This window comes from Pseudonocardia sp. ICBG601 (assembly GCF_020496245.1).
The window spans coordinates 58,772-79,754 of sequence record NZ_JAHLJA010000002.1 but is presented as its reverse complement, the minus strand read 5'-3'; the positions used below and the strand labels follow the sequence as shown (position 1 = coordinate 79,754).

23 protein-coding genes are annotated in these 20,983 nt (G+C 74.6%); 17 read left to right on the top strand and 6 right to left on the bottom strand.

Going from position 1 to position 20,983, the window contains the following annotated elements; translation table 11 throughout:
- Positions 1-49: 49 nt before the first annotated feature.
- Together KPL57_RS00465 and KPL57_RS00460 are read left to right on the top strand one after the other, a co-directional pair.
- Positions 50-868, top strand: a complete 819-nt coding sequence (locus tag KPL57_RS00465; protein WP_051050249.1) for an inositol monophosphatase family protein — start codon at positions 50-52, stop codon at positions 866-868.
- Positions 861-1,316, top strand: a complete 456-nt coding sequence (locus tag KPL57_RS00460; RefSeq protein ID WP_226349940.1) for a MaoC/PaaZ C-terminal domain-containing protein — start codon at positions 861-863, stop codon at positions 1,314-1,316. Before KPL57_RS00465 ends, KPL57_RS00460 begins: the two co-directional genes overlap by 8 nt.
- Here KPL57_RS00460 and KPL57_RS00455 read toward each other — a convergent pair.
- The 3 genes from KPL57_RS00455 to KPL57_RS00445 all read right to left on the bottom strand — a co-directional run bounded on the left by KPL57_RS00455 (position 1,297) and on the right by KPL57_RS00445 (position 3,778).
- The gene (locus KPL57_RS00455) at positions 1,297-2,229 is read right to left on the bottom strand and encodes a hydroxymethylglutaryl-CoA lyase (RefSeq protein WP_226349939.1); all 933 of its coding nucleotides are present in this window, start codon (positions 2,227-2,229) and stop codon (positions 1,297-1,299) included. The genes KPL57_RS00460 and KPL57_RS00455 overlap by 20 nt on opposite strands.
- On the bottom strand, positions 2,226-2,849 hold the full coding sequence (locus KPL57_RS00450) for a PH domain-containing protein (protein WP_226349938.1): 624 nt from the start codon (positions 2,847-2,849) through the stop codon (positions 2,226-2,228). The genes KPL57_RS00455 and KPL57_RS00450 overlap by 4 nt, the downstream gene beginning before the upstream one ends.
- A gap of 80 nt (positions 2,850-2,929) precedes the next feature.
- The gene (locus KPL57_RS00445; protein WP_226349937.1) at positions 2,930-3,778 is read right to left on the bottom strand and encodes a biotin--[acetyl-CoA-carboxylase] ligase; all 849 of its coding nucleotides are present in this window, start codon (positions 3,776-3,778) and stop codon (positions 2,930-2,932) included.
- 146 nt (positions 3,779-3,924) lie between these two features.
- Between KPL57_RS00445 and KPL57_RS00440 the strand changes: the two genes are divergently transcribed.
- From KPL57_RS00440 to KPL57_RS00420, 5 genes are all read left to right on the top strand, one after another.
- Positions 3,925-5,565, top strand: a complete 1,641-nt coding sequence (locus KPL57_RS00440; RefSeq protein ID WP_226349936.1) for an acyl-CoA carboxylase subunit beta — start codon at positions 3,925-3,927, stop codon at positions 5,563-5,565.
- On the top strand, positions 5,562-5,801 hold the full coding sequence (locus tag KPL57_RS00435) for an acyl-CoA carboxylase epsilon subunit (protein WP_226349935.1): 240 nt from the start codon (positions 5,562-5,564) through the stop codon (positions 5,799-5,801). The genes KPL57_RS00440 and KPL57_RS00435 overlap by 4 nt, the downstream gene beginning before the upstream one ends.
- A gap of 177 nt (positions 5,802-5,978) precedes the next feature.
- Entirely contained in the window at positions 5,979-6,476 is a 498-nt protein-coding gene (locus KPL57_RS00430; protein ID WP_226349934.1) for a hypothetical protein, read from the top strand.
- A gap of 39 nt (positions 6,477-6,515) precedes the next feature.
- The gene (locus tag KPL57_RS69210; protein ID WP_226349933.1) at positions 6,516-7,697 is read left to right on the top strand and encodes a histidine kinase; all 1,182 of its coding nucleotides are present in this window, start codon (positions 6,516-6,518) and stop codon (positions 7,695-7,697) included.
- Complete coding sequence (locus KPL57_RS00420) at positions 7,694-8,344, top strand: response regulator transcription factor (protein ID WP_226349932.1); 651 nt, start codon at positions 7,694-7,696, stop codon at positions 8,342-8,344. The genes KPL57_RS69210 and KPL57_RS00420 overlap by 4 nt, the downstream gene beginning before the upstream one ends.
- Positions 8,345-8,479: 135 nt before the next feature.
- Here KPL57_RS00420 and KPL57_RS00415 read toward each other — a convergent pair whose 3' ends face one another.
- Genes KPL57_RS00415 through KPL57_RS00405 form a run of 3 tightly spaced genes read right to left on the bottom strand, consistent with a single transcriptional unit; the run spans position 8,480 to position 11,135 of the window.
- Positions 8,480-8,968 carry a zinc ribbon domain-containing protein gene (locus KPL57_RS00415; RefSeq protein ID WP_226349931.1) on the bottom strand — a complete coding sequence of 163 codons (489 nt, stop codon included), beginning with the start codon at positions 8,966-8,968 and terminating at the stop codon, positions 8,480-8,482.
- A 59-nt stretch (positions 8,969-9,027) separates the two neighbouring features.
- A complete protein-coding gene (locus KPL57_RS00410; RefSeq protein WP_226349930.1) occupies positions 9,028-10,323 on the bottom strand; it encodes a hydroxyacid-oxoacid transhydrogenase in 1,296 nt (431 codons plus the stop codon).
- Positions 10,323-11,135: an N-acyl homoserine lactonase family protein gene (locus KPL57_RS00405; RefSeq protein WP_073576374.1), complete on the bottom strand. Its 813-nt coding sequence runs from the start codon at positions 11,133-11,135 to the stop codon at positions 10,323-10,325. Before KPL57_RS00405 ends, KPL57_RS00410 begins: the two co-directional genes overlap by 1 nt.
- A 137-nt stretch (positions 11,136-11,272) precedes the next feature.
- Between KPL57_RS00405 and KPL57_RS00400 the strand changes: the two genes are divergently transcribed.
- The 10 genes from KPL57_RS00400 to KPL57_RS00355 all read left to right on the top strand — a co-directional run bounded on the left by KPL57_RS00400 (position 11,273) and on the right by KPL57_RS00355 (position 20,893).
- Positions 11,273-13,084, top strand: a complete 1,812-nt coding sequence (locus KPL57_RS00400) for a helix-turn-helix domain-containing protein (protein WP_226349929.1) — start codon at positions 11,273-11,275, stop codon at positions 13,082-13,084.
- Positions 13,085-13,095: 11 nt separating this feature from the next.
- Positions 13,096-13,713 carry a nucleoside triphosphate pyrophosphatase gene (locus KPL57_RS00395; RefSeq protein ID WP_226349928.1) on the top strand — a complete coding sequence of 206 codons (618 nt, stop codon included), beginning with the start codon at positions 13,096-13,098 and terminating at the stop codon, positions 13,711-13,713.
- A 40-nt stretch (positions 13,714-13,753) separates the two neighbouring features.
- On the top strand, positions 13,754-14,644 hold the full coding sequence (locus KPL57_RS00390; RefSeq protein ID WP_226349927.1) for a sulfurtransferase: 891 nt from the start codon (positions 13,754-13,756) through the stop codon (positions 14,642-14,644).
- Positions 14,641-15,093, top strand: coding sequence for a SufE family protein (locus KPL57_RS00385; protein WP_226349926.1), 453 nt, complete (start codon positions 14,641-14,643; stop codon positions 15,091-15,093). Before KPL57_RS00390 ends, KPL57_RS00385 begins: the two co-directional genes overlap by 4 nt.
- A gap of 166 nt (positions 15,094-15,259) precedes the next feature.
- The gene (locus KPL57_RS00380; protein WP_226349925.1) at positions 15,260-16,201 is read left to right on the top strand and encodes a TIGR04222 domain-containing membrane protein; all 942 of its coding nucleotides are present in this window, start codon (positions 15,260-15,262) and stop codon (positions 16,199-16,201) included.
- A 91-nt stretch (positions 16,202-16,292) separates the two neighbouring features.
- Positions 16,293-17,186, top strand: a complete 894-nt coding sequence (locus KPL57_RS00375) for a DUF692 family multinuclear iron-containing protein (protein WP_226349924.1) — start codon at positions 16,293-16,295, stop codon at positions 17,184-17,186.
- On the top strand, positions 17,183-17,617 hold the full coding sequence (locus tag KPL57_RS00370; RefSeq protein WP_226349923.1) for a hypothetical protein: 435 nt from the start codon (positions 17,183-17,185) through the stop codon (positions 17,615-17,617). Before KPL57_RS00375 ends, KPL57_RS00370 begins: the two co-directional genes overlap by 4 nt.
- A gap of 114 nt (positions 17,618-17,731) precedes the next feature.
- The gene (locus tag KPL57_RS00365; RefSeq protein ID WP_226349922.1) at positions 17,732-19,507 is read left to right on the top strand and encodes an acetyl/propionyl/methylcrotonyl-CoA carboxylase subunit alpha; all 1,776 of its coding nucleotides are present in this window, start codon (positions 17,732-17,734) and stop codon (positions 19,505-19,507) included.
- A gap of 5 nt (positions 19,508-19,512) precedes the next feature.
- Positions 19,513-20,085: a GNAT family N-acetyltransferase gene (locus tag KPL57_RS00360; protein WP_226349921.1), complete on the top strand. Its 573-nt coding sequence runs from the start codon at positions 19,513-19,515 to the stop codon at positions 20,083-20,085.
- A 301-nt stretch (positions 20,086-20,386) separates the two neighbouring features.
- Positions 20,387-20,893 (top strand): hypothetical protein, encoded by a 507-nt coding sequence (locus KPL57_RS00355; RefSeq protein ID WP_226349920.1) that lies wholly within the window; start codon positions 20,387-20,389, stop codon positions 20,891-20,893.
- Positions 20,894-20,983: the final 90 nt, after the last annotated feature.

Sequence of the window (20,983 nt, the reverse complement as noted above, 5' to 3'; positions counted from 1 at the left end):
CTCCGGGCCCCGGGCACGGTGGCGGTGCGAGCTGGCATGCTCGCCCAACGTGAACCCCGAGCGATGCGTGCCCGCCGAACCCGGTGATCTGGATCTCGCCCTGCGCCTGGCGGACCTCGCCGACGCGATCACGCTGCCCCGTTTCCGGGCCGCCGACCTGAGGGTGGAGCGCAAGCCGGACCGCACCCCGGTGACCGACGCCGACACCGCCGCCGAGGACGCCATCCGTGCCGCGCTGGGCCACGAGCGTCCCGGCGACGCGATCCTCGGGGAGGAGCGCGGCGGGTCCACCGATACCGCGCACGGCCGCGGCTGGGTGATCGACCCGATCGACGGGACGAAGAACTTCTCCCGCGGGGTGCCCGCGTGGGCGACGCTGATCGCGCTCGTCGTCGACGGCGTGCCGACGGTGGGGGTGGTGAGCGCGCCGGCGCTGCACCGCCGCTGGTGGGGCTCGGCGGGGGCCGGGGCCTGGGCGCGGGACCTGCCGTCGGGGACGCCCAAGCGGATCGCGGTGTCGGGGGTGGCCGACGTCGCCGACGCCTACGTCTCGACCACCAACACCGAGACCTTCCGCACCGACCCGTCCCCGGCGTCGCGGGAGGGCTGGATCGCGCTGACCGAGGCCTGCTGGGAGTCCCGCGCGTTCGGCGACTTCTGGCAGCACGTGCTCGTCGCCGAGGGGGTCGTCGACGTCGCGGTGGAGCCCGCCGCGAACCCGTGGGACCTGGCCGCACCGGCCGCCGTCGTCGCCGAGGCGGGCGGGCGGCTGACCGACCTGGCCGGGAACCCGACCTGGTCCGGCGGGCACGGCCTGACCAGCAACGGGCTGCTGCACGACGCCGTGCTGGGGGTGCTGCGTGGCTGAGCTGTACTTCGACGACCTGACCCCGGGCACCGTCCTCGACCTCGGCACGACCGTGGTCGACCGCGACGAGATGGTCGCGTTCTCGGCCCGGTTCGACCCACAGCCGTTCCACCTGCACGAGGCCGAGGGCGAGCGGGTGTTCGGCGGCCTGGCCGCGTCCGGCTGGTTCACCGCGGGCCTGTGGATGCGCGCCTACGTCGACGCCGTGCTGTCCCGCGCGGCGTCGCTCGGCTCCCCCGGCGGCGACGAGATCGCCTGGCCGGCACCGGTGTTCGCGGGCGACGAGCTGCACGCGGAGATGGAGGTGCTCGAGGCCCGCGTCTCGCGCAGCCGCCCGTCGATGGGCCTGATCACGCTGCGCGGGACGCTGACCCGCACCGGCGACGGCACGGTCGTCTACCGGTCCCGGTTCACCGGCATGTTCGGGGTCAGGCCGACAGCGCCGTGACCACCCGCGACGGCGACGGCCGTCCCAGGTGCCCGGCCATCCACACGCTCGTGTCGACCAGCTTCCGCAGGTCGGCGCCGTGGTCGATGCCGAGCCCGTCGAGCATCCACACCAGGTCCTCGGTGGCGAGGTTGCCGGTCGCGGACCCGGCGTAGGGGCAGCCGCCCAGGCCGCCCGCGCTGGCGTCGACGGTGGTCACGCCGTACCGCAGCGCGGCCAGGGTGTTGGACAGCGCCTGGCCGTAGGTGTCGTGGAAGTGCACCGCGAGCCGCTCCACGCCGACCCCGCGGGCGACGCAGGCGTCGAGCACCGCGCCGACGTGCGCCGGGGTGGCGACGCCGATCGTGTCGCCGAGGGAGAGCTGGTCGCAGCCCATCTCCATCAGCCGCGCCCCGACGGCGGCGGCCTGGTCCGGGTCGACGCCGCCCTCCCACGGGTCGCCGAAGACCATCGACACGTAGGCCCGCACCCGCAGTCCCTCGGACACCGCGCGGGTCACTGTGGGCTCGAACATCGCGAACTGCTCGTCGAGCGTGCGGTTGAGGTTGCGCTTCGCGAACGTCTCGGTGGCCGAGGCGAACACCGCGACGTGGTCGCAGCCCGCCTCGATCGCCCGGTCCAGGCCGCGCTCGTTCGGCGTCAGTACCGGGTAGTCGAGCCCGGCACGGCGGTCGAGCACGGCCAGCAGATCGGCGGCGTCGGCGAGCTGGGGCACCCACCTCGGGTGCACGAAGCTGGTCGCCTCCAGCGTGCGCAGACCGGCGTCGGCGAGGCGGTCGAGGAACTCGGCCTTCACCGCGACCGGGACGACGGTCTTCTCGTTCTGCAACCCGTCGCGGGGGCCGACCTCGTAGATCTCGACGCGCTCCGGGAGCGCGGGGTCGCGCACCGTCGTGGGAAGACCGTTGCTCACAGGGACGCCCTCTCTCGCTGCGGTGCGGGAGCCTCCATCCTGCCCCGCACGGCCGCGTCGGCGTGACCACGGCGGGCCGTGTGCTCGCTCTCCTTCTCGTGGCTGCGGCGCCGCTCGGCGAGCAGCCCGATCTGCCGGTGCAGCCGGGCCTGGACCCGTTCCACGCCCGCGACGTCGGTGAACCGCAGCCGCTCCCCGGCGACGTCGAGCAGCAGGGTGCCGCAGCCGAACAGCCGTCCCCCGGCGCCGGTCCGGACGCGGACCGAGTCGATGCGGTCGATCGGCACGTCGAGGCCGTCGCGGACGAGCAGGCCCTCCCGGACGAGGAACCGCCGGTCGGTGACGACCAGCAGGGTGGCGCGCCAGCGCGCGATCGGCAGCAGCGTGAACCGCACCGCGACGAGCGCGGCGAGCACCCCGAGCACGAGCCAGGCCCACGGCGCCCACGGCTGCAGCCGGACGACGGCGGCCCCGAACCCGGCGACGGCGCTGACCGCGACGAGCACCGCGGCCGGGCGCAGACCCAGCCGCCAGTGCGGGTGCCCGAGCAGCACGACGTGCTCGCCCTCGTCGAGAACCCGGTCCAGAACCCGGTCCAGAGCGCTGTCGGGGAACGCCATACCCCCACGGTAGGGCGCCGGGCGCCCACCGCCCACGCGACGCGCGGGGGGCTGCGTCGCAGGTCAGCGCAGTGGGTGACTCAGGACTGGTCGGCCGGGCGCAGATGGACGATGTCCCCGGCCGCCACCGCGACGCGGGCCCCGTCGTCCGGGTGGACCAGCAGCCGGCCCTGCGGGTCGACGTCCTCGGCCGTCCCGACGAGGTGGTCCCCGGCCGGGCGCTCCACCCGCACCCGCGAGCCGAGGCTGGCGCAGGCCGAGCGGTAGTCGCGGCGCAGGCCGCAGGCGTCGGCGTCGCCGTGGGCGTCGCGCCACTGCGCCTCGCGCCGGTACAGGTGCCCCAGCAGCACGATCGCCGTCTCGGAGCGGGTCGCGGTGAACCCGTGCGCGGCCAGCGAGGTCGCGCCCCACGGCAGGTCGGTGGCCGGGGTGGAGATGTTGAGCCCGATGCCCAGGACGATCCCCGGTCCGCCGCCGGAGACGGCGGTCATCTCGGCGAGGATCCCCGCGGCCTTGCCCCGCGCCGGCCCGACGAGCAGGTCGTTGGGCCACTTCAGGGCCACCGGCACGTCCGGGGCGAGCTCGGTGATCGCGTCGGCGAGCGCGACGCCCGCGAGCATCGGCAGCCAGCCCAGCCGGTCGGCGGGCACGCCCTCGGGGCGCCACAGCACCGACATCGTCAGGGCCGCCCCGGGCCGCGAGATCCAGGTCCGGTCGAGGCGGCCGCGGCCGCGCACCTGGTCCTCGGCGATCAGCACCGAGCGGTCCGGCGCACCGCGCCCGGCCTCGGCGAGCAGGTCGGCGTTCGTGGATCCGGTGGAGGCGACGACGTCGAGCGCCGTCCAGCCCCCCGCGGGACGGAGCACGGCCGTCCGCAGGGCGTACGGGTCCAGCGGGGTCCCGTCGCCGTGATTCGTCCCGGTCGTCATCACCGCGCACCGTAACGGCCCCGCGACGCGCCGGGGACCGCGGAGGGTGAACGGATCGGTAACGGTGTCGCCGGGGCGGCCACCCGGTCGGCTGCGTCGGACGTCACGCCCGAGCCGAACCTACTTGCGGGTTAAGCTCCGACCTCATGAGCGCCGCAACGGAGCCGATGGCGACCCCGGACAGTGGTGGGGCAGAGCCGGACATCCACACCACGGCGGGCAAGCTCGCCGATCTCTACCAGCGTTTCGAGGACGCGGTCCACGCCGGTTCGGCGTCCGCGGTCGAGAAGCAGCACGCGAAGGGGCGGCAGACCGCCCGTGAGCGGATCGACCAGCTGCTCGACCCGGGCTCGTTCGTCGAGCTGGACGCGCTGACCCGGCACCGGTCCACGAACTTCGGGATGGACGCCAAGCGCCCGTTCGGCGACGGCGTCGTGACCGGCACCGGCACGATCGACGGCCGCCCGGTCGCCGTGTTCTCCCAGGACGCGACCGTCTTCGGCGGCGCGCTCGGCGAGGTCTACGGCGAGAAGATCGTCAAGGTCATGGACGTGGCCGCGAAGATCGGCTGCCCGGTCGTCGGCATCAACGACGGCGGCGGCGCCCGCATCCAGGAGGGCGTGGTCGCCCTCGGCCTCTACGGCGAGATCTTCACCCGCAACGTGCAGAGCTCCGGCGTGATCCCGCAGATCTCGCTGATCATGGGCCCGTGCGCGGGCGGCGCGGTCTACTCCCCCGCGATCACCGACTTCACCGTGATGGTCGACGAGACCAGCCACATGTTCATCACCGGCCCGGACGTCATCAAGACCGTCACCGGCGAGGACGTCGACATGGAGGAGCTCGGCGGCGGCCGGGCCCACAACACCAAGTCCGGTGTGGCGCACTACCTGGCGGGCGACGAGGCCGACGCGCTCGACTACGTCAAGCAGCTGCTGAGCTTCCTGCCGTCGAACAACCTGTCCGAGGCGCCGTCGTTCCCGGCCACCGAGCCCGTCGAGGGGTCGATCGAGGACGGGATCATCGACTCCGACCGCGAGCTCGACACCCTGATCCCGGACTCGGCGAACACGCCCTACGACATCCGCGAGGTCATCAACCGGGTCGTCGACGACGAGGACTTCCTCGAGGTCCAGGAGCTCTGGGCGCCGAACATCGTGATCGGCTACGCCCGCGTCGAGGGCCGCAGCGTCGGCATCGTCGCGAACCAGCCGACCCAGTTCGCCGGCTGCCTGGACATCGACGCCTCGGAGAAGGCCGCCCGCTTCGTGCGGACCTGCGACGCGTTCAACATCCCGGTGCTGACCTTCGTCGACGTCCCGGGCTTCCTCCCCGGCACCGAGCAGGAGTGGAACGGCATCATCCGCCGCGGCGCGAAGCTGATCTACGCCTACGCCGAGGCGACCGTCCCGAAGGTCACCGTCATCACCCGCAAGGCCTACGGCGGCGCCTACGACGTCATGGGCTCCAAGCACCTCGGCGCCGACGTCAACATCGCCTGGCCGACCGCGCAGATCGCGGTCACCGGCGCGCAGGGCGCGGTGTCGATCCTCTACCGCAAGGAGCTCAAGGGACTGGAGGGCGACGAGCTCGCCGCCAAGCGCGCGGAGCTGCAGCAGGACTACGAGGACACCCTCTGCAACCCCTACATCGCCGCCGACCGGGGCTACATCGACGCGGTCGTGCCGCCGTCGCACACCCGCGGCTACGTCGGCCGGGCGCTGCGGATGCTGTCCACCAAGCGGGAGCAGGGACCGACCCGCAAGCACGGGAACATCCCGCTGTGACCACCGACGCCGAGGCCACCCCCGAGGAGCGCCGTGCGCTGTTCCGGGTCGTGCGGGGCACCCCGGACGACCACGAGCTCGCCGCGCTGACCGCCGTGGTCGCCGCGGCGGCGAGCGCCGGCGGGCCGCCCGCCCCGCCGCGGACGCCGGACCTGTGGTCGCACCCCGCGGCCCGGCTCCGCGCCCCGCTGCACGCGGGCCCGGGCGCCTGGCGCGCCTCCGGCCTCCCCCGCTGACCCCGTAGGCACCACCGACCGACGCCCGGTCCCCGGCACACCACGTGCCCGGGGACCGGGCGTCGTCGCGTCCGGCCCGGGGGCGGCGGTCCACCCGGGGGTGGAGGGGGCGGGTCCACCCGGGATCGACCCCGGCGCCGACGCGACGACCGGGCCCGCGGGGAGATCGTTCTCCCCATGGACGCCACCTCACTCGTCATCACGGTCGCGATCGTCGGCCTGGTCCTCTACAAGCAGTTCCGCGGGCAGTACGTCGGCGGGCGACGCGACGTGACGCTCCCGTTCGTCGTGATCGGCATCGGGGTGCTCACCCTCGCCCAGGCCCGCCCGGAGGTCACCGCGGCCGGGGTGGCGCTGCTCGCCGCCGAGCTGGTGCTGGCGGCCGGGCTCGGGGTGCTGCGCGGCTACGCCTTCCGCCTCGGCACCCGCGACGGGTGGGCGTACCGCAGCGGCTCGGCCGCGCTGCTGGTCGCCTGGGTGCTGACCATCGGTGTGCGGGTCGGCGCCGGGGTCCTCGGCGGGGCCGTCGGTGCCGGGCTGCTGCTGTCGACGTCGTCGGCACTGGTCTTCGGCGGCAGCCTGCTGGTCCAGAGCCTGGTACTGCGACGCCGGGTGGCCGCGGCCGGGCTGCCGGTCCGGCCGGACGAGGCACGCCGTGTCCGCGCGGCGGCCTGAGCGTCCCGCCCGACCCGGCCGCTGTGTCAGAGTGAAACGGTGAGCACGCCCGCCGCCCGCACGGCCCGCCGCGTCGAGCCCGACCGGTCGCCGCTGCTCGGGGTGCCCCGGCGGCTGGTGTCGCTGCTGTGGCTGCCGATCGTGCTGTTCCTGCTGTTCTGGTCGCCGGCCCAGCAGGTCTCGCCGACCTGGCTCTACGCCGGGCTCGTCCCGGCCGTCGCCGGGTGGGTGGTCTTCGCCCTCTACCGGAACATGCCGCCGGTCGCGACGGTGCTGACCAGCGTCGCGCTCGCCGGGGGCGGGATCGCCCTGCTGGCCGGGTCCGACGGCTGGACCACCTCGGCGGCCTTCCCGATGATGGCGGTGTTCGTGGCCGCGCTGCGGCTGCCGTACCGGACCGCGCTGTTCGTCGACGTGCCGGTCATCGCGGCCACCACGATCGTCGTCGGGCCCTACACCTCGCTGTGGGACGCGCTGCTGGTGATCGCCGCGCTGACCGCGATGGTGCTGTTCGGGATCGGCCGCCGCGACTCCGCCCGCCGGACCGAGGAGCACGAGCGGACACTCGTCGCCGACGCCAGGGCCCGCGAGGAGCACGCCCGCGCCGAGGCCATCGCCGACCGCGCCCGGGTCGCCCGCGACGTGCACGACGTGCTGGCCCACTCGCTGTCCGCGCTGGCCGTCCAGCTCCAGGGTGCCCGGCTGATGGCACTGCGCGACGGGGCCGCGCCGGACACCATCGCCCAGATCGAGCGGGCCCAGCGGCTCGCCTCCGACGGGATCACCGAGGCCCGCCGCGCCGTGCGTGCGCTGCGCGAGGGACCGGCACCGGTCGACGTCGCCGAGGAGCTGCGCGAGCTCGGCCGGGCCCACCCGGACGCGACCGTCGAGGTCGCCGACGGGCTGCACCTCGGCGCGCGGGAGGGCGAGACCGTGCTGCGCACCGCGCAGGAGGCGCTGTCCAACGCCCGCAAGCACGCCCCCGGCGCCCCCGTGACGGTGCACCTGCGCCGCGACGGCGACGGCGCCGAGCTGGAGGTCGTCGACGTCGCCGGGACACCGCCGCCGCCCGGCGACGGCGAGGGCTCCGGCCTGATCGGGATGGCCGAGCGGGCGGCACTCGTCGGCGCCGAGCTGCAGACCGGCCCCACCCCCGACGGCTGGCGGGTCCGGCTCAGGCTCCCCGCCCGTTCCCCGGACCGCGAGAGGATCACGACGTGAGCGACCTGCGGGTGGTACTGGCCGACGACCAGCGGATCGTGCGCGACGGACTCGCCACCGTCCTGGGCCTGCTCGACGGCATCGAGGTCGTCGGCACCGCGTCCGGCGGCGACGAGGCGGTCGCCCGGGTCGCCGAGCTGGCCCCGGACGTGCTGCTCACCGACCTGCGGATGCCCGCGGGCGACGGCGTCTCGGCGACCCGCCGGGTCCGCGACGGGCACCCCGGCACCGCCGTCGTCGTGCTCACCACCTACGTCGACGACGACGCCGTGGTCGACGCGATCGCCGCGGGCGCCTCGGGCTGGCTGTCCAAGGACGCCGACGCCGAGGCCATCGGCCGGGCCCTGCGCTCGGCCGCCGACGGTGTGTCCACCGTGGACGCCGGGGTGCTGTCCCGGCTGGTCGCCGCCCGCGCGTCGACCGCCCCGGCGGCACCGGTCGACCCGCCGGACGGGCTGACCCCGCGCGAGGTCGAGGTGCTCGGGCTGATCGCCGAGGGGTTGTCCAACACCGAGATCGCGCGACGACTCGTGGTCGGCGAGGCGACGGTGAAGACCCACGTCAACCACCTGTTCGCCAAGACCGGGCTGCGCGACCGCGCCCAGGCCGTCGGCTACGCCTACCGCCACGGCCTGGCCGGCCGCTGACACCGTCCCGCAGCGGCCCCGCAACGGCCGGCGAGCGCCGTGGCGACCCGTGCCGTCGCCCGGCACCCGCCGCGCGGGTCGCCGCGCACCGTCACCGGTCGCCACGAGCACCCGGCGCGGCGTCCACCCGGCGGGTCAGTCGGTGGTGGTGTCGGTGGCGGGAGGCGCCGGTGCGGGGGTGTGGCCGTGCCCATGGCCGTGCCCGTGTCCGTGCCCGTGGCCCTGTTTGGCCGCCACGCCCGCGCCGGGCATGGGGGCGGTGCCGCCCAGCTGGATGTCACCGGCCCGCAGCGGGGCGTCGTGGTACTTGCCCTCGTGCGCCAGGATCGGCCGCTGGTCCCCGGCGATCTCCGGGTACTTCTCCTCCAGCCTGCGTCGCTGGTCCCAGGTCCGGCGCATCGAGTCGATGTACTCGGAGTTCCCGTTGTAGACACCCCGCCAGGTCTGGGGCATCTCGTCCTTGGACAGGCCGGGGCTCGCCTGGCCGCCGAGCGCGAACCCGGCCGGGACCTTGCTCGTCGCGCCGTCGCCGCAGACCGGGCAGGGCGGGGTGCTCGGGTCCGACATGGAGGCGAGGTGTTCGAAACGGGCTCCGCACCCGCACCGGAAGACGTAGATCGGCATCTGCTGCTCTCTCCTCGGCGTCCGCCGGCGGCCCGGAGCGGGCCGCCGGCGGACGGGCGTCACCAGTTCTGCACGGACTTCGTGAGGATGTCGGCGATGTCGTCCTCGGTCGGGGTCCGCGGGCAGGTCGCGAGCAGCCGCTGCTGCTTCATCGTCCCGGGGACCAGGTCCGGCACGTCGGCCTCGGTGTAGCCGACGCCGCCGATGCCGTTGGGGATGCCGATGTCGCGCATCAGCCGGGTCAGGACCCCGGGCAGCTGCTCGCGCGGGTCGTTCACCTTGTCCGCCCGCGGGTCCATCAGCTCCGCGGCCCGCAGGTGCCGCTCCGGCGCGGAGTCGAAGGAGAACCGGAACGCCTCCGGCGCCGTCAGCGACACCGACTCCCCGTGCGGCACCATCGCCTCGTCCTGCGGGTAGCCCTGCGGCCGGTAGTCCTTGACCATGCCCGCGATCGGGTAGGCGTTGGCGTGCGGGATGTGCACCCCGGAGTTACCGAAGCCCATGCCCGCGAACGTCGCGGCCATCATCATGTCCGAGCGGGCCTCGACGTCCTCGGCGCCGCGTTCGACGGCCGTCCGGAACGACTTCGCCAGCAGCGACATAGCCTTCTCGCACCACAGGTCCGAGACCGGGTTGGAGCCGCAGTAGGTGACCCGCTCCTCGGGCTTCTTGCGGTCGAAGGTGGTGTAGTACCGCGCCGTGTAGCTCTCCACCGCGTGACAGGTGATGTCCATCCCGGCCGCGGCGGTGACCTGCGGCGGCAGCGTCATCGTCAGCAGCGGGTCGATGACGGCCAGGGTCGGGCGCAGACGCCAGTGGCTGATCCCGGTCTTGACCTTCATCGACAGGATGTCCAGCACGCACATCGCGGTGGACTCCGAGCCGGTGCCCGCCGTCGTCGGGACGGCGATCAGCGGCTTGAGCTGCCCGGGCGGCACCTTCGCGCCGCCGATCGGCTTGTTGATGTAGTCCATCAGCTCGCCGGGGTGGCTGGTGAGCAGGTTGATGGCCTTGGCGGTGTCGATCGCCGACCCGCCCCCGACGGCGACGAAGCCGTCCCAGGGACCCTGCGCGCGGGCGTACTCGGTCGCCTTGTTCATCGAGTCGTCGGTCGGCTCGACGTGCACGCCGTCGAAGATCTCGGACTCGATGCCGTAGCGGGCCAGGTTGTCGGCCAGGCGCTGCGGCGCGCCGAGCGCGTTGACACCGGGGTCGGTGACGATCAGGACCCGCGACACGTCGTAGGCCGACAGCTCGAAGCCGACCTCGTCGATCGCGCCCGCGCCGAACTTCAGCGGCGGCGCGCCCCAGGTGAAGATCGTCTCCTCGGTGTACTCCGGAACCTCGAACGTCATCAGGTGTACGACCCCTCCGGTGCCTTGCGCAGCTGGTGGATCTGCTCGGCGTCGTGACCGAACACCATCTGCGCGTTCGTCTGCTCCTGGATGCCGCGCAGCTTCTCCACCGAGGAGAACCAGTCCTCGAGGTTGTTGACGATCGCGGCCGGCGCGGCGGGCGGGCCGTAGCTCGCTCCCATGTAGACCGCGTCCGAGGTGAAGATCATCGTGCCGGTGTCGGGGAGGTCGACGCGCATCGACATGCAGCCCGGGGTGTGCCCCGGGGTCTGGATCATGCTGACGCCGGGGAGCAGCTCGACATCACCGGAGACGATCTCCCAGTCGATGCCCTCGTAGTCGGCCTTGAGGTGGGCGCCGTTGAACGGGCCCTCGAAGCCGAGCGCGAACTCCTTCTCCTTGTCCGAGCAGATCATCTTCGCGTTGGTGTTCTTGAACATCTGGGCGTTGCCCGCGTGGTCGAAGTGCAGGTGCGAGAGGACGACGTAGTCGATCTCGTCGAGCCCGACGCCCATCTTGTGCAGCTGCTTGTCCAGGTACTCGTCGTCGGCGACCTGGTCGTAGGGGAAGAACTCCTGCAGACCGGTCGGCGCCCAGCGCGTCTCCCAGTCCGACGGACAGCTGGTGTCCCACAGCAGCTTGCCCTCGTCGGTCTCGACGAGGACGCAGTGCGTCGGCACCTCCACCCAGTCGATCGGGGCGTCCTTCTCGGACCGTGGCTTGATGCTGACACCGGGCTTGAGGAGCAGGAACGGGAGGTTGGCGTGCATCGCCCCGCAGGGGATGACGCTGAGCTTGTTCGCCGTGGCCATGAGGATTCCCTTCGTCGCTGGAGGGTTCTGGCAGTTCGTCGCCGGGCCAGTCTCGGGAAGCCCGGGGCGGGCGTCCATGGTCGTATGCGCCTGTCTTGATCGCAGGACATGGCGCGGACAGACATAGGGTCGGGCGCATGAAGCCGGCTCCGCCGTTCCCCGAGCCCAGCCAGGACGCGATCCTGCAGGCCGTCGGGCAGACAGCGCTGGACCTCGCGAACGTCGGCGACCGCGACGTCATGCTCGGCGCCGTCCTGCGCCGCACCCGGGCGCTGCTCGGCGCGGACATGGCCTACTTCAGCCTCAACGACCTGCACTCCGGTACGACCTACATCGAGCTGACCGACGGCGTCCGCACCCCGGAGTACCGCGCGATCCGGATGCCGTTCGGCACCGGTGTGCTGGGGCGCGCGGCGGCCGGCGCGGGCACGGTCGCGACCGCGGACTACCTGGCCGACCGGGCGCTCAACCACCTGTCGGGGATCGACACGATCGTGCGCGGCGAGGGGGTGCGGGCCATCGCGGGCGCCCCGATGCGCCTGGGCGGGCGGGTCGTGGGGGCGCTGCTGGTGGCCCACCGCGGGCCCCGCACCCTCGGCCCGGCCGCCCGGACCGCACTGGAGCACATGGCCGTGCAGGCCGCCGTCGCGCTGGAGCAGACCCGGCGCGGCGAGGAGATCCGGCGCCTGCGCACCACCCGCGACGACGGCTCCGACCCCGGCGCCCGGCTGCGCCTGGAACACCTCCTGCACCTCGACGAACGCCTCATGGGGGCGATGGCCGGCTCCACCGCCGAGGCGGCCGGGGTGTTCGCCGTGCTCGCCGAGTCCGTCGGGCACCCGCTCTCGCTGCACGACCCGTCCGGGGCGCTGCGCACGGGACGACGGCTGCTCACCCCCGAGGAGCTGGCCGGGTGGCGGCTGCGGTCGGCGGTCCGCACCTCCCAGCAGGCCGGTGGGGTCGCGATCGCGCACCTGCCCGGCGGCGGGACCTACGCGCTGCTCGCGATCACCACCGCGGGCGAGCACCTGGCGACCCTGGTCATGGAGGGCGCCGACGACGACGCCGTCGCCCGGCTGGCGCACGCCTCGGCGTTCATGACGGTCGCGCTGCTGGTCGAGCGGGCACTGGCCCAGGCCGACGAGACCGCCCAGACCACCCTGGTCGAGGAGCTCGTCGACAGCCGGGTCCCGCCGCGGCCGACGCTGGGGACCCGGCTCGCGCAGTACGGCCTCTCCCCCGACACCCCGGCGACGGTGCTGGTCGTCGACGTCGACCCGGCCGGTGCGGTGACCGCGGCGCGGGCGGTGCGGGGGCTCGACGGGGCGGGCCGCTGGCTGGTGTCGGTGCACGACGGGCACGTGTGCGTGATCGCCGCCGGGACGACCGGCCCCGGCTGTGCGGGGGCCGGGGCGGCACCGCTCGTCGCCGAGGGGCTCGCCGCGGCCGGGACGCCGTCGCTCGTCGGCGCCGCGCACAGCCCCTCGGGCGGGCCGTCGGACCTGCGCCGCGCGCACACCGAGGCCGCCGACGTCGCCGCGGCGGCCCGCGCTCTGGGCCGCACCACCGGGCACGCGGACTTCGCCTCGCTCGGCGCGGTCGGCGCGGTGATCCGGGACCGGACCGGCACCACGTCGCGGGAGATCGTCGGGCGCCACCTCGGCCCGGTCCTCGACTACGACCGGCGCCGGCGCACCCGGCTGGCCGAGACGCTGTGGCACTGGTTCGCCGCGGGCGAGCTGCTCGCCCCGGCCGCCGACGCGCTGTCGGTGCACCCGAACACCGTGCGCCAGCGCCTCGAACGCGTCGACGACCTGCTCGGACCGGACTGGCGCACCCCCGAGGGCCGCTTCCACCTGCACCTGGCGCTGCGCCTGCACCGCGTCGCCGGGCCGGACCGGACCGCCGACCCGGCGGCGGACCACGGCTCCGCGGTGGCGGGCCGGTAGCGTCTGCCGTCGTGCGTCTGGTTCTGGCCTCGGCCTCCCCCGCCCGCCTGTCGGTCCTGCGCGCCGCCGGGGCCGACCCCGCCGTGGAGGTCTCCGACGTCGACGAGGACGCCCTGCTCGCCGCGCACCCCGACGCCGACCCCGCGCGCAAGGTGACGCTGCTGGCCGCGGCCAAGGCCGCCGCCGTCGCCGACCGGCTGACCGGTGACTGCGTGGTCGTGGGCTGCGACTCCATGCTGCTCGTCGACGGCGAGCTGGTCGGCAAGCCGCACGACGCGGAGACCGCGCGGCGCCGCTGGAAGGCCATGGCCGGGCGCACCGGCGAGCTGCTGACCGGGCACGCCGTGCTGCGTCTGGCCGGCGGGGCGGTGGCGCAGGAGGCCGAGGGGCACGCCGGGACCGGGGTGCGCTTCGCCGAGCCGACCGACGCCGAGCTGGACGCCTACCTCGCCACCGGCGAGCCGCTGAAGGTCGCGGGCGCGTTCACCCTGGACGGGCTGGGCGGCTGGTTCGTCGAGGGCATCGACGGCGACCCGTCCAATGTGATCGGGATCAGCCTGCCGCTGCTGCGCCGTCTGCTGGGCGCGGTCGGGGTGTCGGTGGTCGATCTGTGGACGCCGCGGTCCTGACCGCCGTGTGGGTGTCGGGGCACGCGGTTACCCTGCGGCCATGACTGTCGGACACGACCCCGACCCGAAGCTCGCCGAGTACGCGCACCCCGAGCGCCTGGTCACCACCGAGTGGCTGGCCGAGCACCTCACCGACCCCGGCCTCGTCGTCGTGGAGTCCGACGAGGACGTGCTGCTCTACGAGACCGGGCACATCCCCGGCGCGGTGAAGGTCGACTGGCACACCGAGCTGAACGACCCCGTCACCCGTGACTACGTCGACGGCACCCGCTTCGCCGAGATCATGTCCGAGCGCGGCATCGGCCGGGACACCACGATCGTCGTCTACGGGGACCGGAACAACTGGTGGGCCGCCTACGCGCTGTGGGTGTTCTCCCTGTTCGGCCACGCCGACGTGCGGCTGCTCGACGGCGGCCGGTCCAAGTGGGTCGCCGAGGGCCGCGAGATGGTCACCGACGCCCCCACCCCGGCCCAGGTCGACTACCCGGTCGTCGAGCGCGACGACTCCGGCATCCGCGCCTTCAAGGACGACGTCCTCGCCCACCTGGGCAGGCCGCTGGTCGACGTGCGGTCCCCGCAGGAGTACACCGGCGAGAAGCTGCACATGCCCGACTACCCGCAGGAGGGCGCGGTCCGCGGCGGGCACATCCCGGGCGCCGCGAGCGTCCCGTGGGCCCGCGCCGCCGCCGAGGACGGGTCCTTCAAGAGCCGTGCCGAGCTGTCCGCGATCTACGAGCAGGAGCAGGGGCTGTCGGCCTCGGACGACGTCGTCGCCTACTGCCGGATCGGCGAGCGCTCCAGCCACACCTGGTTCGTGCTGACGTACCTGCTGGGCTTCGACCGGGTCCGCAACTACGACGGCAGCTGGACCGAGTGGGGCAACGCCGTGCGCGTGCCGATCGTGCAGGGCGAGGAGCGCGGGTCCGCGTGAGCTCCACCGACCCGGGCACCCTGCCCCCCGATCTCGCCGAGCTGGTCGACGACTTCGCCGCGGTCGGCCCGAAGGACCGTCTCCAGCTGCTGCTGGAGCTGTCCCAGGAGCTGCCGGACCTGCCCGAGCGGTACGCCGACACCGCGGACACGATGGAGCAGGTCCACGAGTGCCAGTCGCCGCTGTTCCTCGCCGTCGAGGTGGAGGACGGCGGTGAGCGGCCGGTGCACCTGTTCTTCTCCGCGCCGAAGGAGGCGCCGACCACCCGCGGGTTCGCCTCGATCATGGTGACCGGGCTCGACGGGCAGCCCGCCGCGACGGTGCTGGCCGTGCCGGACGACTTCTACACCGACCTCGGCCTCGCCGAGGCCGTCAGCCCGCTGCGGCTGCGCGGCATCGCGGCGATGCTGGCGCGCATCAAGAACCAGGTGCGGGCCGCGACCGCCTGAGCCCGCCCGCTCACTCCCGCGACAGCCGGGGTCACCGTCGGTGATCCCGGCTGTCGTCGTCCGCGCTCCTTCCTCAAGTCCACCTCAAATCGGTCACCCGGCCGGGGTGAGCGGGCGCACACTGCTTCGAACGACGAAGTGTCGCTCACCGCAGGGGGTGGTGGAGATGGGCACGAACCTCACCGGGGACACCTGGGGCATCCCGGGTCAGACCTTCCTGGTCCTCTACGTCGTCGCGCTGGTCCTGGTCTCCGGGATCGTGCTGCGCCGGCGGCGGACGATCGCGCAGGGGGATCCGCGCGGCGCCCGCACCCTCGACAGCAGGCCCGAGGACGTCGCGTACCTCAACGGCGGCCCCGAGCTGGCCGTGTACGCGGCCCTGTCGGCCATGCACGTCGACGGCAGCCTGGTCACCTCCGGCCGCACCACGGGCCAGGTGCGGGCGGGCCGGGTCCCCGGGCACGGCGCGTCGGCGCTGCAGCGGGCGATCCACCGCTCCGCGCAGCGTCTGACCCCGGGCCGGATGCTGGGCACCCACGAGCCGGTCCGCACCGAGCTGGCCCGGGCCGCGCAGCGGCTGGAGACCGCGGGGCTGCTGCTGTCCCCGGCCGACCGGGTCCGCTACCGGGCGACCGCCTGGCCGGTCGGGGTGCTCGCCCTCGCCGGTGCGGTGCGGATCGCCGCCGGTCTGGGCGGTGGGCGCCCGGTCGGGTTCCTGTTCGCACTCGTCGCCGCCACCGCGGTGTTCGCCACGGTGCTCGCGACGCGGGTCCCCGACCGGACCCGGGCCGGGGACGCCGCGCTCACCGTCGTCCGGTCCCGGAACGACGCGCTGTCGCCGTCGATGCGCCCGGACTGGACGGCCGTCGGGCCCGCCGCGGCCGCGCTGTCGGTCGGGGCGTTCGGGGTCGGCGCGATGCTGGCCGCCGAGCCCGCCTTCGCCGAGGAGCTCGCGGCGCAGAAGCTCGCCACGCTCGGCGGGGCGCCCGCCGCGACCGGGGGCGGCTCCTCCGACGGCGGTGGCGTCGGCTGGTCCGGCGGTGACAGCGGCGGGAGCAGCTGCGGCGGAGGCGGCGGAGGCTGTGGCGGGGGCGGCTGCGGCGGCTGAGCCCGCGTGGGGAACCGGATCTGCCGTCCCCGCAGCTGCACCGTGGGGGGTGTGAAGCTGCGGGGACGGCTCGTACGGCGGAGGTGGCGACATGACGGGTGTCCCGGGCGGGACCGGGGTCGGCTGGCGCAGCGGTATCGCCGCCGTCCTCGACGACGTCGACGGTCTCGCGTTCCACGAGGTCATCGCCGAGTCGCTGCGCCCGGACGCGGTGCCGGCGTCGCTGCTGCGCAGGCCGGTCGTCGTGCACGGGGTGCGGCTGTCGCCCGGCTCGCCCGAGGGCGTCGACCCGGGGCGGGTCGCCCACCTCGCCGCCTGCGCCGCGGCGACGGGTGCGGCGCTGGTCAGCGAACACATCGCGTTCACCCGGGCCGGCGGGGTCGAGGCGGGGCACCTGCTGCCGCTCCCCCGCACCCGTGAGGCGCTCGACGTGCTCGTCGCCAACGTGACGGCGACCCGCGCGGAGCTCGACGTCCCGCTGGCGCTGGAGCCGATCGCGGCCCTGTTCGACTGGCCCGACGACGAGTTCGACGAGGCGGGGTTCCTGCATCGGCTGCACGACCGGACCGGGGCGCCGCTGCTGCTCGACGTCGCGAACACCTTCGTCAACGCCCGCAACCGGGGCCGTGACCCGCGGGCGGACGTCGACGCGCTGCTCGCCGGGCTGCCGCCCGGGGCGGTGGCCTACTGCCACGTCGCCGGGCACGCCGCCGACGCGGCGGGGCTGCTGCACGACACCCACACCGACCCCGTCCCGGACGCGGTGCTGGCGCTGCTGGCCCACACCGTCGCGCAGCTGCCGGTGCCGCCGCCGGTGATGCTGGAACGCGACGGCCGCTACCCGCCCGCCGCGGTGCTGCGCGCGGAGCTGGACGCCGTCGCGGCCGCGGCCGGGCACGCGGCACCGTGCCGGGCGGGTGCGGGCGCCGGGCGCGGGGCCGGGCCGGTGGCGGCCCCCGCCGCGGACGGGCCGGCCCCGGCGTGAGCGACGGGCTCGCGCGGCGGCAGGCCGAGCTGGTGGCGGCGCTCGTCGCGGGCGGGGCGGACCCGGCCGGGTTCGACGCGGCGCGCCTGGCCGCGACCCGGGCCGCGCTGCTGCGTAAGCGGGCGGGGCTCGTCGCCGCGGCGTGGCCGCTGCTCGCCGTCGACGCCGGGGCGGGCTGGCAGGCCCGGTTCGACGCCCGCTTCGACGGCGTCGCCCCCTACGGCCCGGAGCGGGAGGGCTGGGACCTGGCCCGCGAGCTCGCGGCCGCCGGGCGGCTCGGTGCGGGCGCGCGGCGCGAGCTGGCCGCACGCGAGGCGGCGCTGCACTACGACGGCCGCACCGCCCCGCGACCCCGGAACCGCCTGTCCCGATGGTGGCACCGGTCACGACTGGAACGATCAGGGTCGAGGTCGGGGCCCTCGGACGGGTGACGACGTTGCCATCGCCACATTCCCCACCGGTAACTTCCGGCTGCTCTGCTCTTACACTCCGCCTAACCCTGCGCCGGAGCATCGGGCCGGCGCCGTGACCGGAGGAGTTCGACCGTGCCCGCACTGCGCAAAGTGCTCGTCGCCAACCGGGGAGAGATCGCCGTCCGCGTGATCCGAGCAGCGAAGGACGCGGGGCTTCAGAGCGTCGCCGTCTACGCCGACCCGGACCGGGACGCGATGTTCGTGCGGCTCGCCGACGAGGCCTTCGCGCTGGGTGGCTCCACCGCCGCCGAGTCCTACCTCGACATCGAGAAGGTCATCGGTGCCGCGAAGCAGGCCGGTGCCGACGCGATCCACCCCGGCTACGGCTTCCTGTCGGAGAACGCCGACTTCGCCCAGGCCGTGATCGACGCCGACCTCACCTGGATCGGCCCGTCGCCGCAGTCGATCCGCGACCTCGGCGACAAGGTGACCGCGCGTCACATCGCCCTGAAGGCCGGCGCCCCGCTGGTGCCCGGCACCAAGGACCCGGTGAAGGACGCGGACGAGGTCATCGCCTTCGCCGACGAGCACGGCCTGCCGGTCGCGATCAAGGCCGCCTTCGGCGGTGGCGGGCGCGGCATGAAGGTCGCCCGTGAGCGTTCCGAGATCGCCGAGCTGTACGAGTCCGCGGTCCGTGAGGCCACCGCGGCGTTCGGCCGCGGCGAGTGCTTCGTCGAGCGCTACCTGGACAAGCCGCGCCACGTCGAGACCCAGGTGCTGGCCGACCAGCACGGGAACGTCGTCGTCGTCGGGACGCGGGACTGCTCGCTGCAGCGCCGCTTCCAGAAGCTCGTCGAGGAGGCGCCCGCGCCGTTCCTGAGCGACGAGCAGAAGAAGACCCTGTACGACGCCTCGAAGGCGATCTGCAAGGAGGCCGGCTACTACGGCGCCGGCACCGTCGAGTTCCTGATCGGCCAGGACGGCATGATCACCTTCCTCGAGGTGAACACCCGTCTGCAGGTCGAGCACCCGGTCTCGGAGGAGACCACCGGGATCGACCTGGTCCGCCAGATGTTCCGGATCGCCGAGGGCCAGGAGCTGGACTTCGACGACGACCCGACCCCGCGCGGGCACGCCATCGAGTTCCGCATCAACGGCGAGGACGCCGGGCGCAACTTCCTGCCGGCGCCGGGCACCGTCGAGCGGATCTGGTACCCGGCCGGGCCGGGCGTCCGGATGGACGCGGGCGTCGAGGACGGCTCGGTCATCGGCGGCCAGTTCGACTCGCTGCTGGCGAAGCTGATCGTGTGGGGCAGCGACCGGCAGCAGGCGCTGCAGCGGGCCCGTCGCGCGCTCGGCGAGTTCAAGGTCGAGGGCATGGCGACCGTGCTCGAGTTCCACCGTCTCGTCGTCGAGGACCCGGCCTACGCCGCCGAGACCCTCGAGGACTTCACCGTGCACACCCGCTGGATCGAGACCGAGTGGGACAACACCGTCCCGCCGTTCGAGGGCGGCGCGGGTGCCGACGACGAGTCCGGCGAGCGGCAGACCGTCGTCGTCGAGGTCGGCGGGCGACGCCTGGAGGTCTCGCTGCCCGGTGACCTCGCCCTCGGCGGCGGCAACGGCGGCGGCGCGGCCAAGGCGGCCCCGCGCAAGCGCGGTGGCAAGGGCGGCGGCGGGGCGAAGGCCTCCGGCGACGCCGTCACCGCGCCGATGCAGGGCACGATCATCAAGGTCGCGGTCTCCGAGGGCGACACCGTCGAGGTGGGTGACCTGATCGTCGTCCTCGAGGCGATGAAGATGGAGAACCCGGTCACCGCGACCAAGGCCGGCACCGTGACCGGCCTGGACGCGGAGCAGGGCGCCTCGGTCACCCAGGGCACCGTCATCTGCGAGATCAAGGACTGACCCGGGTGCCCGCCCCGGTGCTCGACCCGGTCGAGATCAACGCCGGGGCGTGGTACCTGCGCGGCCTGCGGCACGACGGCCGGGTGGACGACCGCCCGGCCGTCGCCGCGTCCTGCCGGGATCCGGAGATCCGGCGCTGGCGCAACCGTCCGGACCCGGCCGCCCCGGACTTCGACGAGCAGGTGACCGCGCACGTCGCGGACCGGATCGACGGCTGGGCCCGCGGCACCCGCTGTGCCTGGGCCGTCGCCGAGCCGACGACCGGGGAGATGCTCGGCGAGATCACCCTGGAGCACCTGGACCTCGCCCACGGCACCGCCGAGCTGCGCTGCTGGACGCTGCCCGGCGCCCGCGGACGCGGCCTGGTCCGCACCGCGGCCGGGGCGGTCGTGCGCTTCGCCTTCGGCGGGCTCGGGCTGCACCGCGTCACCTGGATGCACGCCGAGCCGAACCGGGCCTCCGCCGCCGTCGCCGCGACGCTGGGGTTCGTGCCGGAGGGCCGGCTGCGGGAGGCGTGGACCGTCGACGGCGAGCGGGTCGACGTCGTCGTGCTGGGGCGGTTGGTGGGCGAGGGCTGAGGCGGTCCGCCCGGCCCCGTCGCCCGCGCGCCGGCAGCCCGCGTTCCGCGGAACGCGCTGTGCCGAGCGGGTCACCGCCCGTTGACCGGCACGTCGCGCCGTTCTAGCGTTCCCGACGTGTCGCGCACGCCGTCCGGCGCCCGCGACACGCACGTCACAACTCCACAGCCGACCCGTGTGCCCGATCCACGGGGCCCGGAACTACCGCCACGCGGAGTACCGCGCCGCGGATCCGCTCACCACGCAGGCCCTGCCGCGCCGTGAGCCGTCCCAGTTCGACCGAGACGTCACAGGATCCGTCATGCCCCCAGAGTTCGACATCGCGCCGACGACGTTCCACGTCACGACGCACGTCCACACCGACGGCCCGATCCCGGGCCCGCACTCCCTGCTCACCCTGACCTCCGCCGCGTACGGCGCGGACGGGGTCCTGATCGGCACCTTCACCGCCAACCTCCGGGAGCTTCCGGGGGCCACCCTGCACCCGACCGCGCTGGCGTCCTGGCGCACCCGGGCGGAGGACTGGCTCCTGACCCGGCGGGCCTCGCGCCCACCGGGGCAGGTGGCGAACGACTACGCAGCCTGGGTCACCGACCTGGGCGAGCGTGCGCTGTTCGTCTCCGACCCGGAGGAACCGGACCACCTGTTCGTCTACTGGTATCTGCAGCGTTTCGCAGGCCGGTGGCCGTTCGCGGGGACCGTTCCCGCCCTCGGCGGGACGCCCCGGCCCTGGGCCCCACCTCCGTGCCCGCTGCGCGGGTGCGCCCCGGTCGAGGTCCCGGAGCCGACCGAGGTGACGGCGGCCTGATCGCGACACACCCCCGTCCGCGCCGGTGACCACCGGTGCGGGCGGGGGTGTCGTCGTGTGCGGGCTTCGCGATCGCGACCGTTCCACGGC

What these genes read in the sequence shown, in the direction of transcription:
- KPL57_RS00410 (WP_226349930.1), bottom strand. Translation starts at nt 10,323, where the DNA reads ATGACGTTCGAGGTTCCGGAGTACACCGAGGAGACGATCTTCACCTGG.
- KPL57_RS00430 (WP_226349934.1), top strand. Translation starts at nt 5,979, where the DNA reads ATGGACGCCACCTCACTCGTCATCACGGTCGCGATCGTCGGCCTGGTC.
- KPL57_RS00390 (WP_226349927.1), top strand. Translation starts at nt 13,754, where the DNA reads ATGACTGTCGGACACGACCCCGACCCGAAGCTCGCCGAGTACGCGCAC.
- KPL57_RS00450 (WP_226349938.1), bottom strand. Translation starts at nt 2,849, where the DNA reads ATGGCGTTCCCCGACAGCGCTCTGGACCGGGTTCTGGACCGGGTTCTC.
- KPL57_RS00415 (WP_226349931.1), bottom strand. Translation starts at nt 8,968, where the DNA reads ATGCCGATCTACGTCTTCCGGTGCGGGTGCGGAGCCCGTTTCGAACAC.
- KPL57_RS00355 (WP_226349920.1), top strand. Translation starts at nt 20,387, where the DNA reads ATGCCCCCAGAGTTCGACATCGCGCCGACGACGTTCCACGTCACGACG.
- KPL57_RS00375 (WP_226349924.1), top strand. Translation starts at nt 16,293, where the DNA reads ATGACGGGTGTCCCGGGCGGGACCGGGGTCGGCTGGCGCAGCGGTATC.
- KPL57_RS00440 (WP_226349936.1), top strand. Translation starts at nt 3,925, where the DNA reads ATGAGCGCCGCAACGGAGCCGATGGCGACCCCGGACAGTGGTGGGGCA.
- KPL57_RS00380 (WP_226349925.1), top strand. Translation starts at nt 15,260, where the DNA reads ATGGGCACGAACCTCACCGGGGACACCTGGGGCATCCCGGGTCAGACC.
- KPL57_RS00405 (WP_073576374.1), bottom strand. Translation starts at nt 11,135, where the DNA reads ATGGCCACGGCGAACAAGCTCAGCGTCATCCCCTGCGGGGCGATGCAC.
- KPL57_RS00445 (WP_226349937.1), bottom strand. Translation starts at nt 3,778, where the DNA reads ATGACGACCGGGACGAATCACGGCGACGGGACCCCGCTGGACCCGTAC.
- KPL57_RS00400 (WP_226349929.1), top strand. Translation starts at nt 11,273, where the DNA reads ATGAAGCCGGCTCCGCCGTTCCCCGAGCCCAGCCAGGACGCGATCCTG.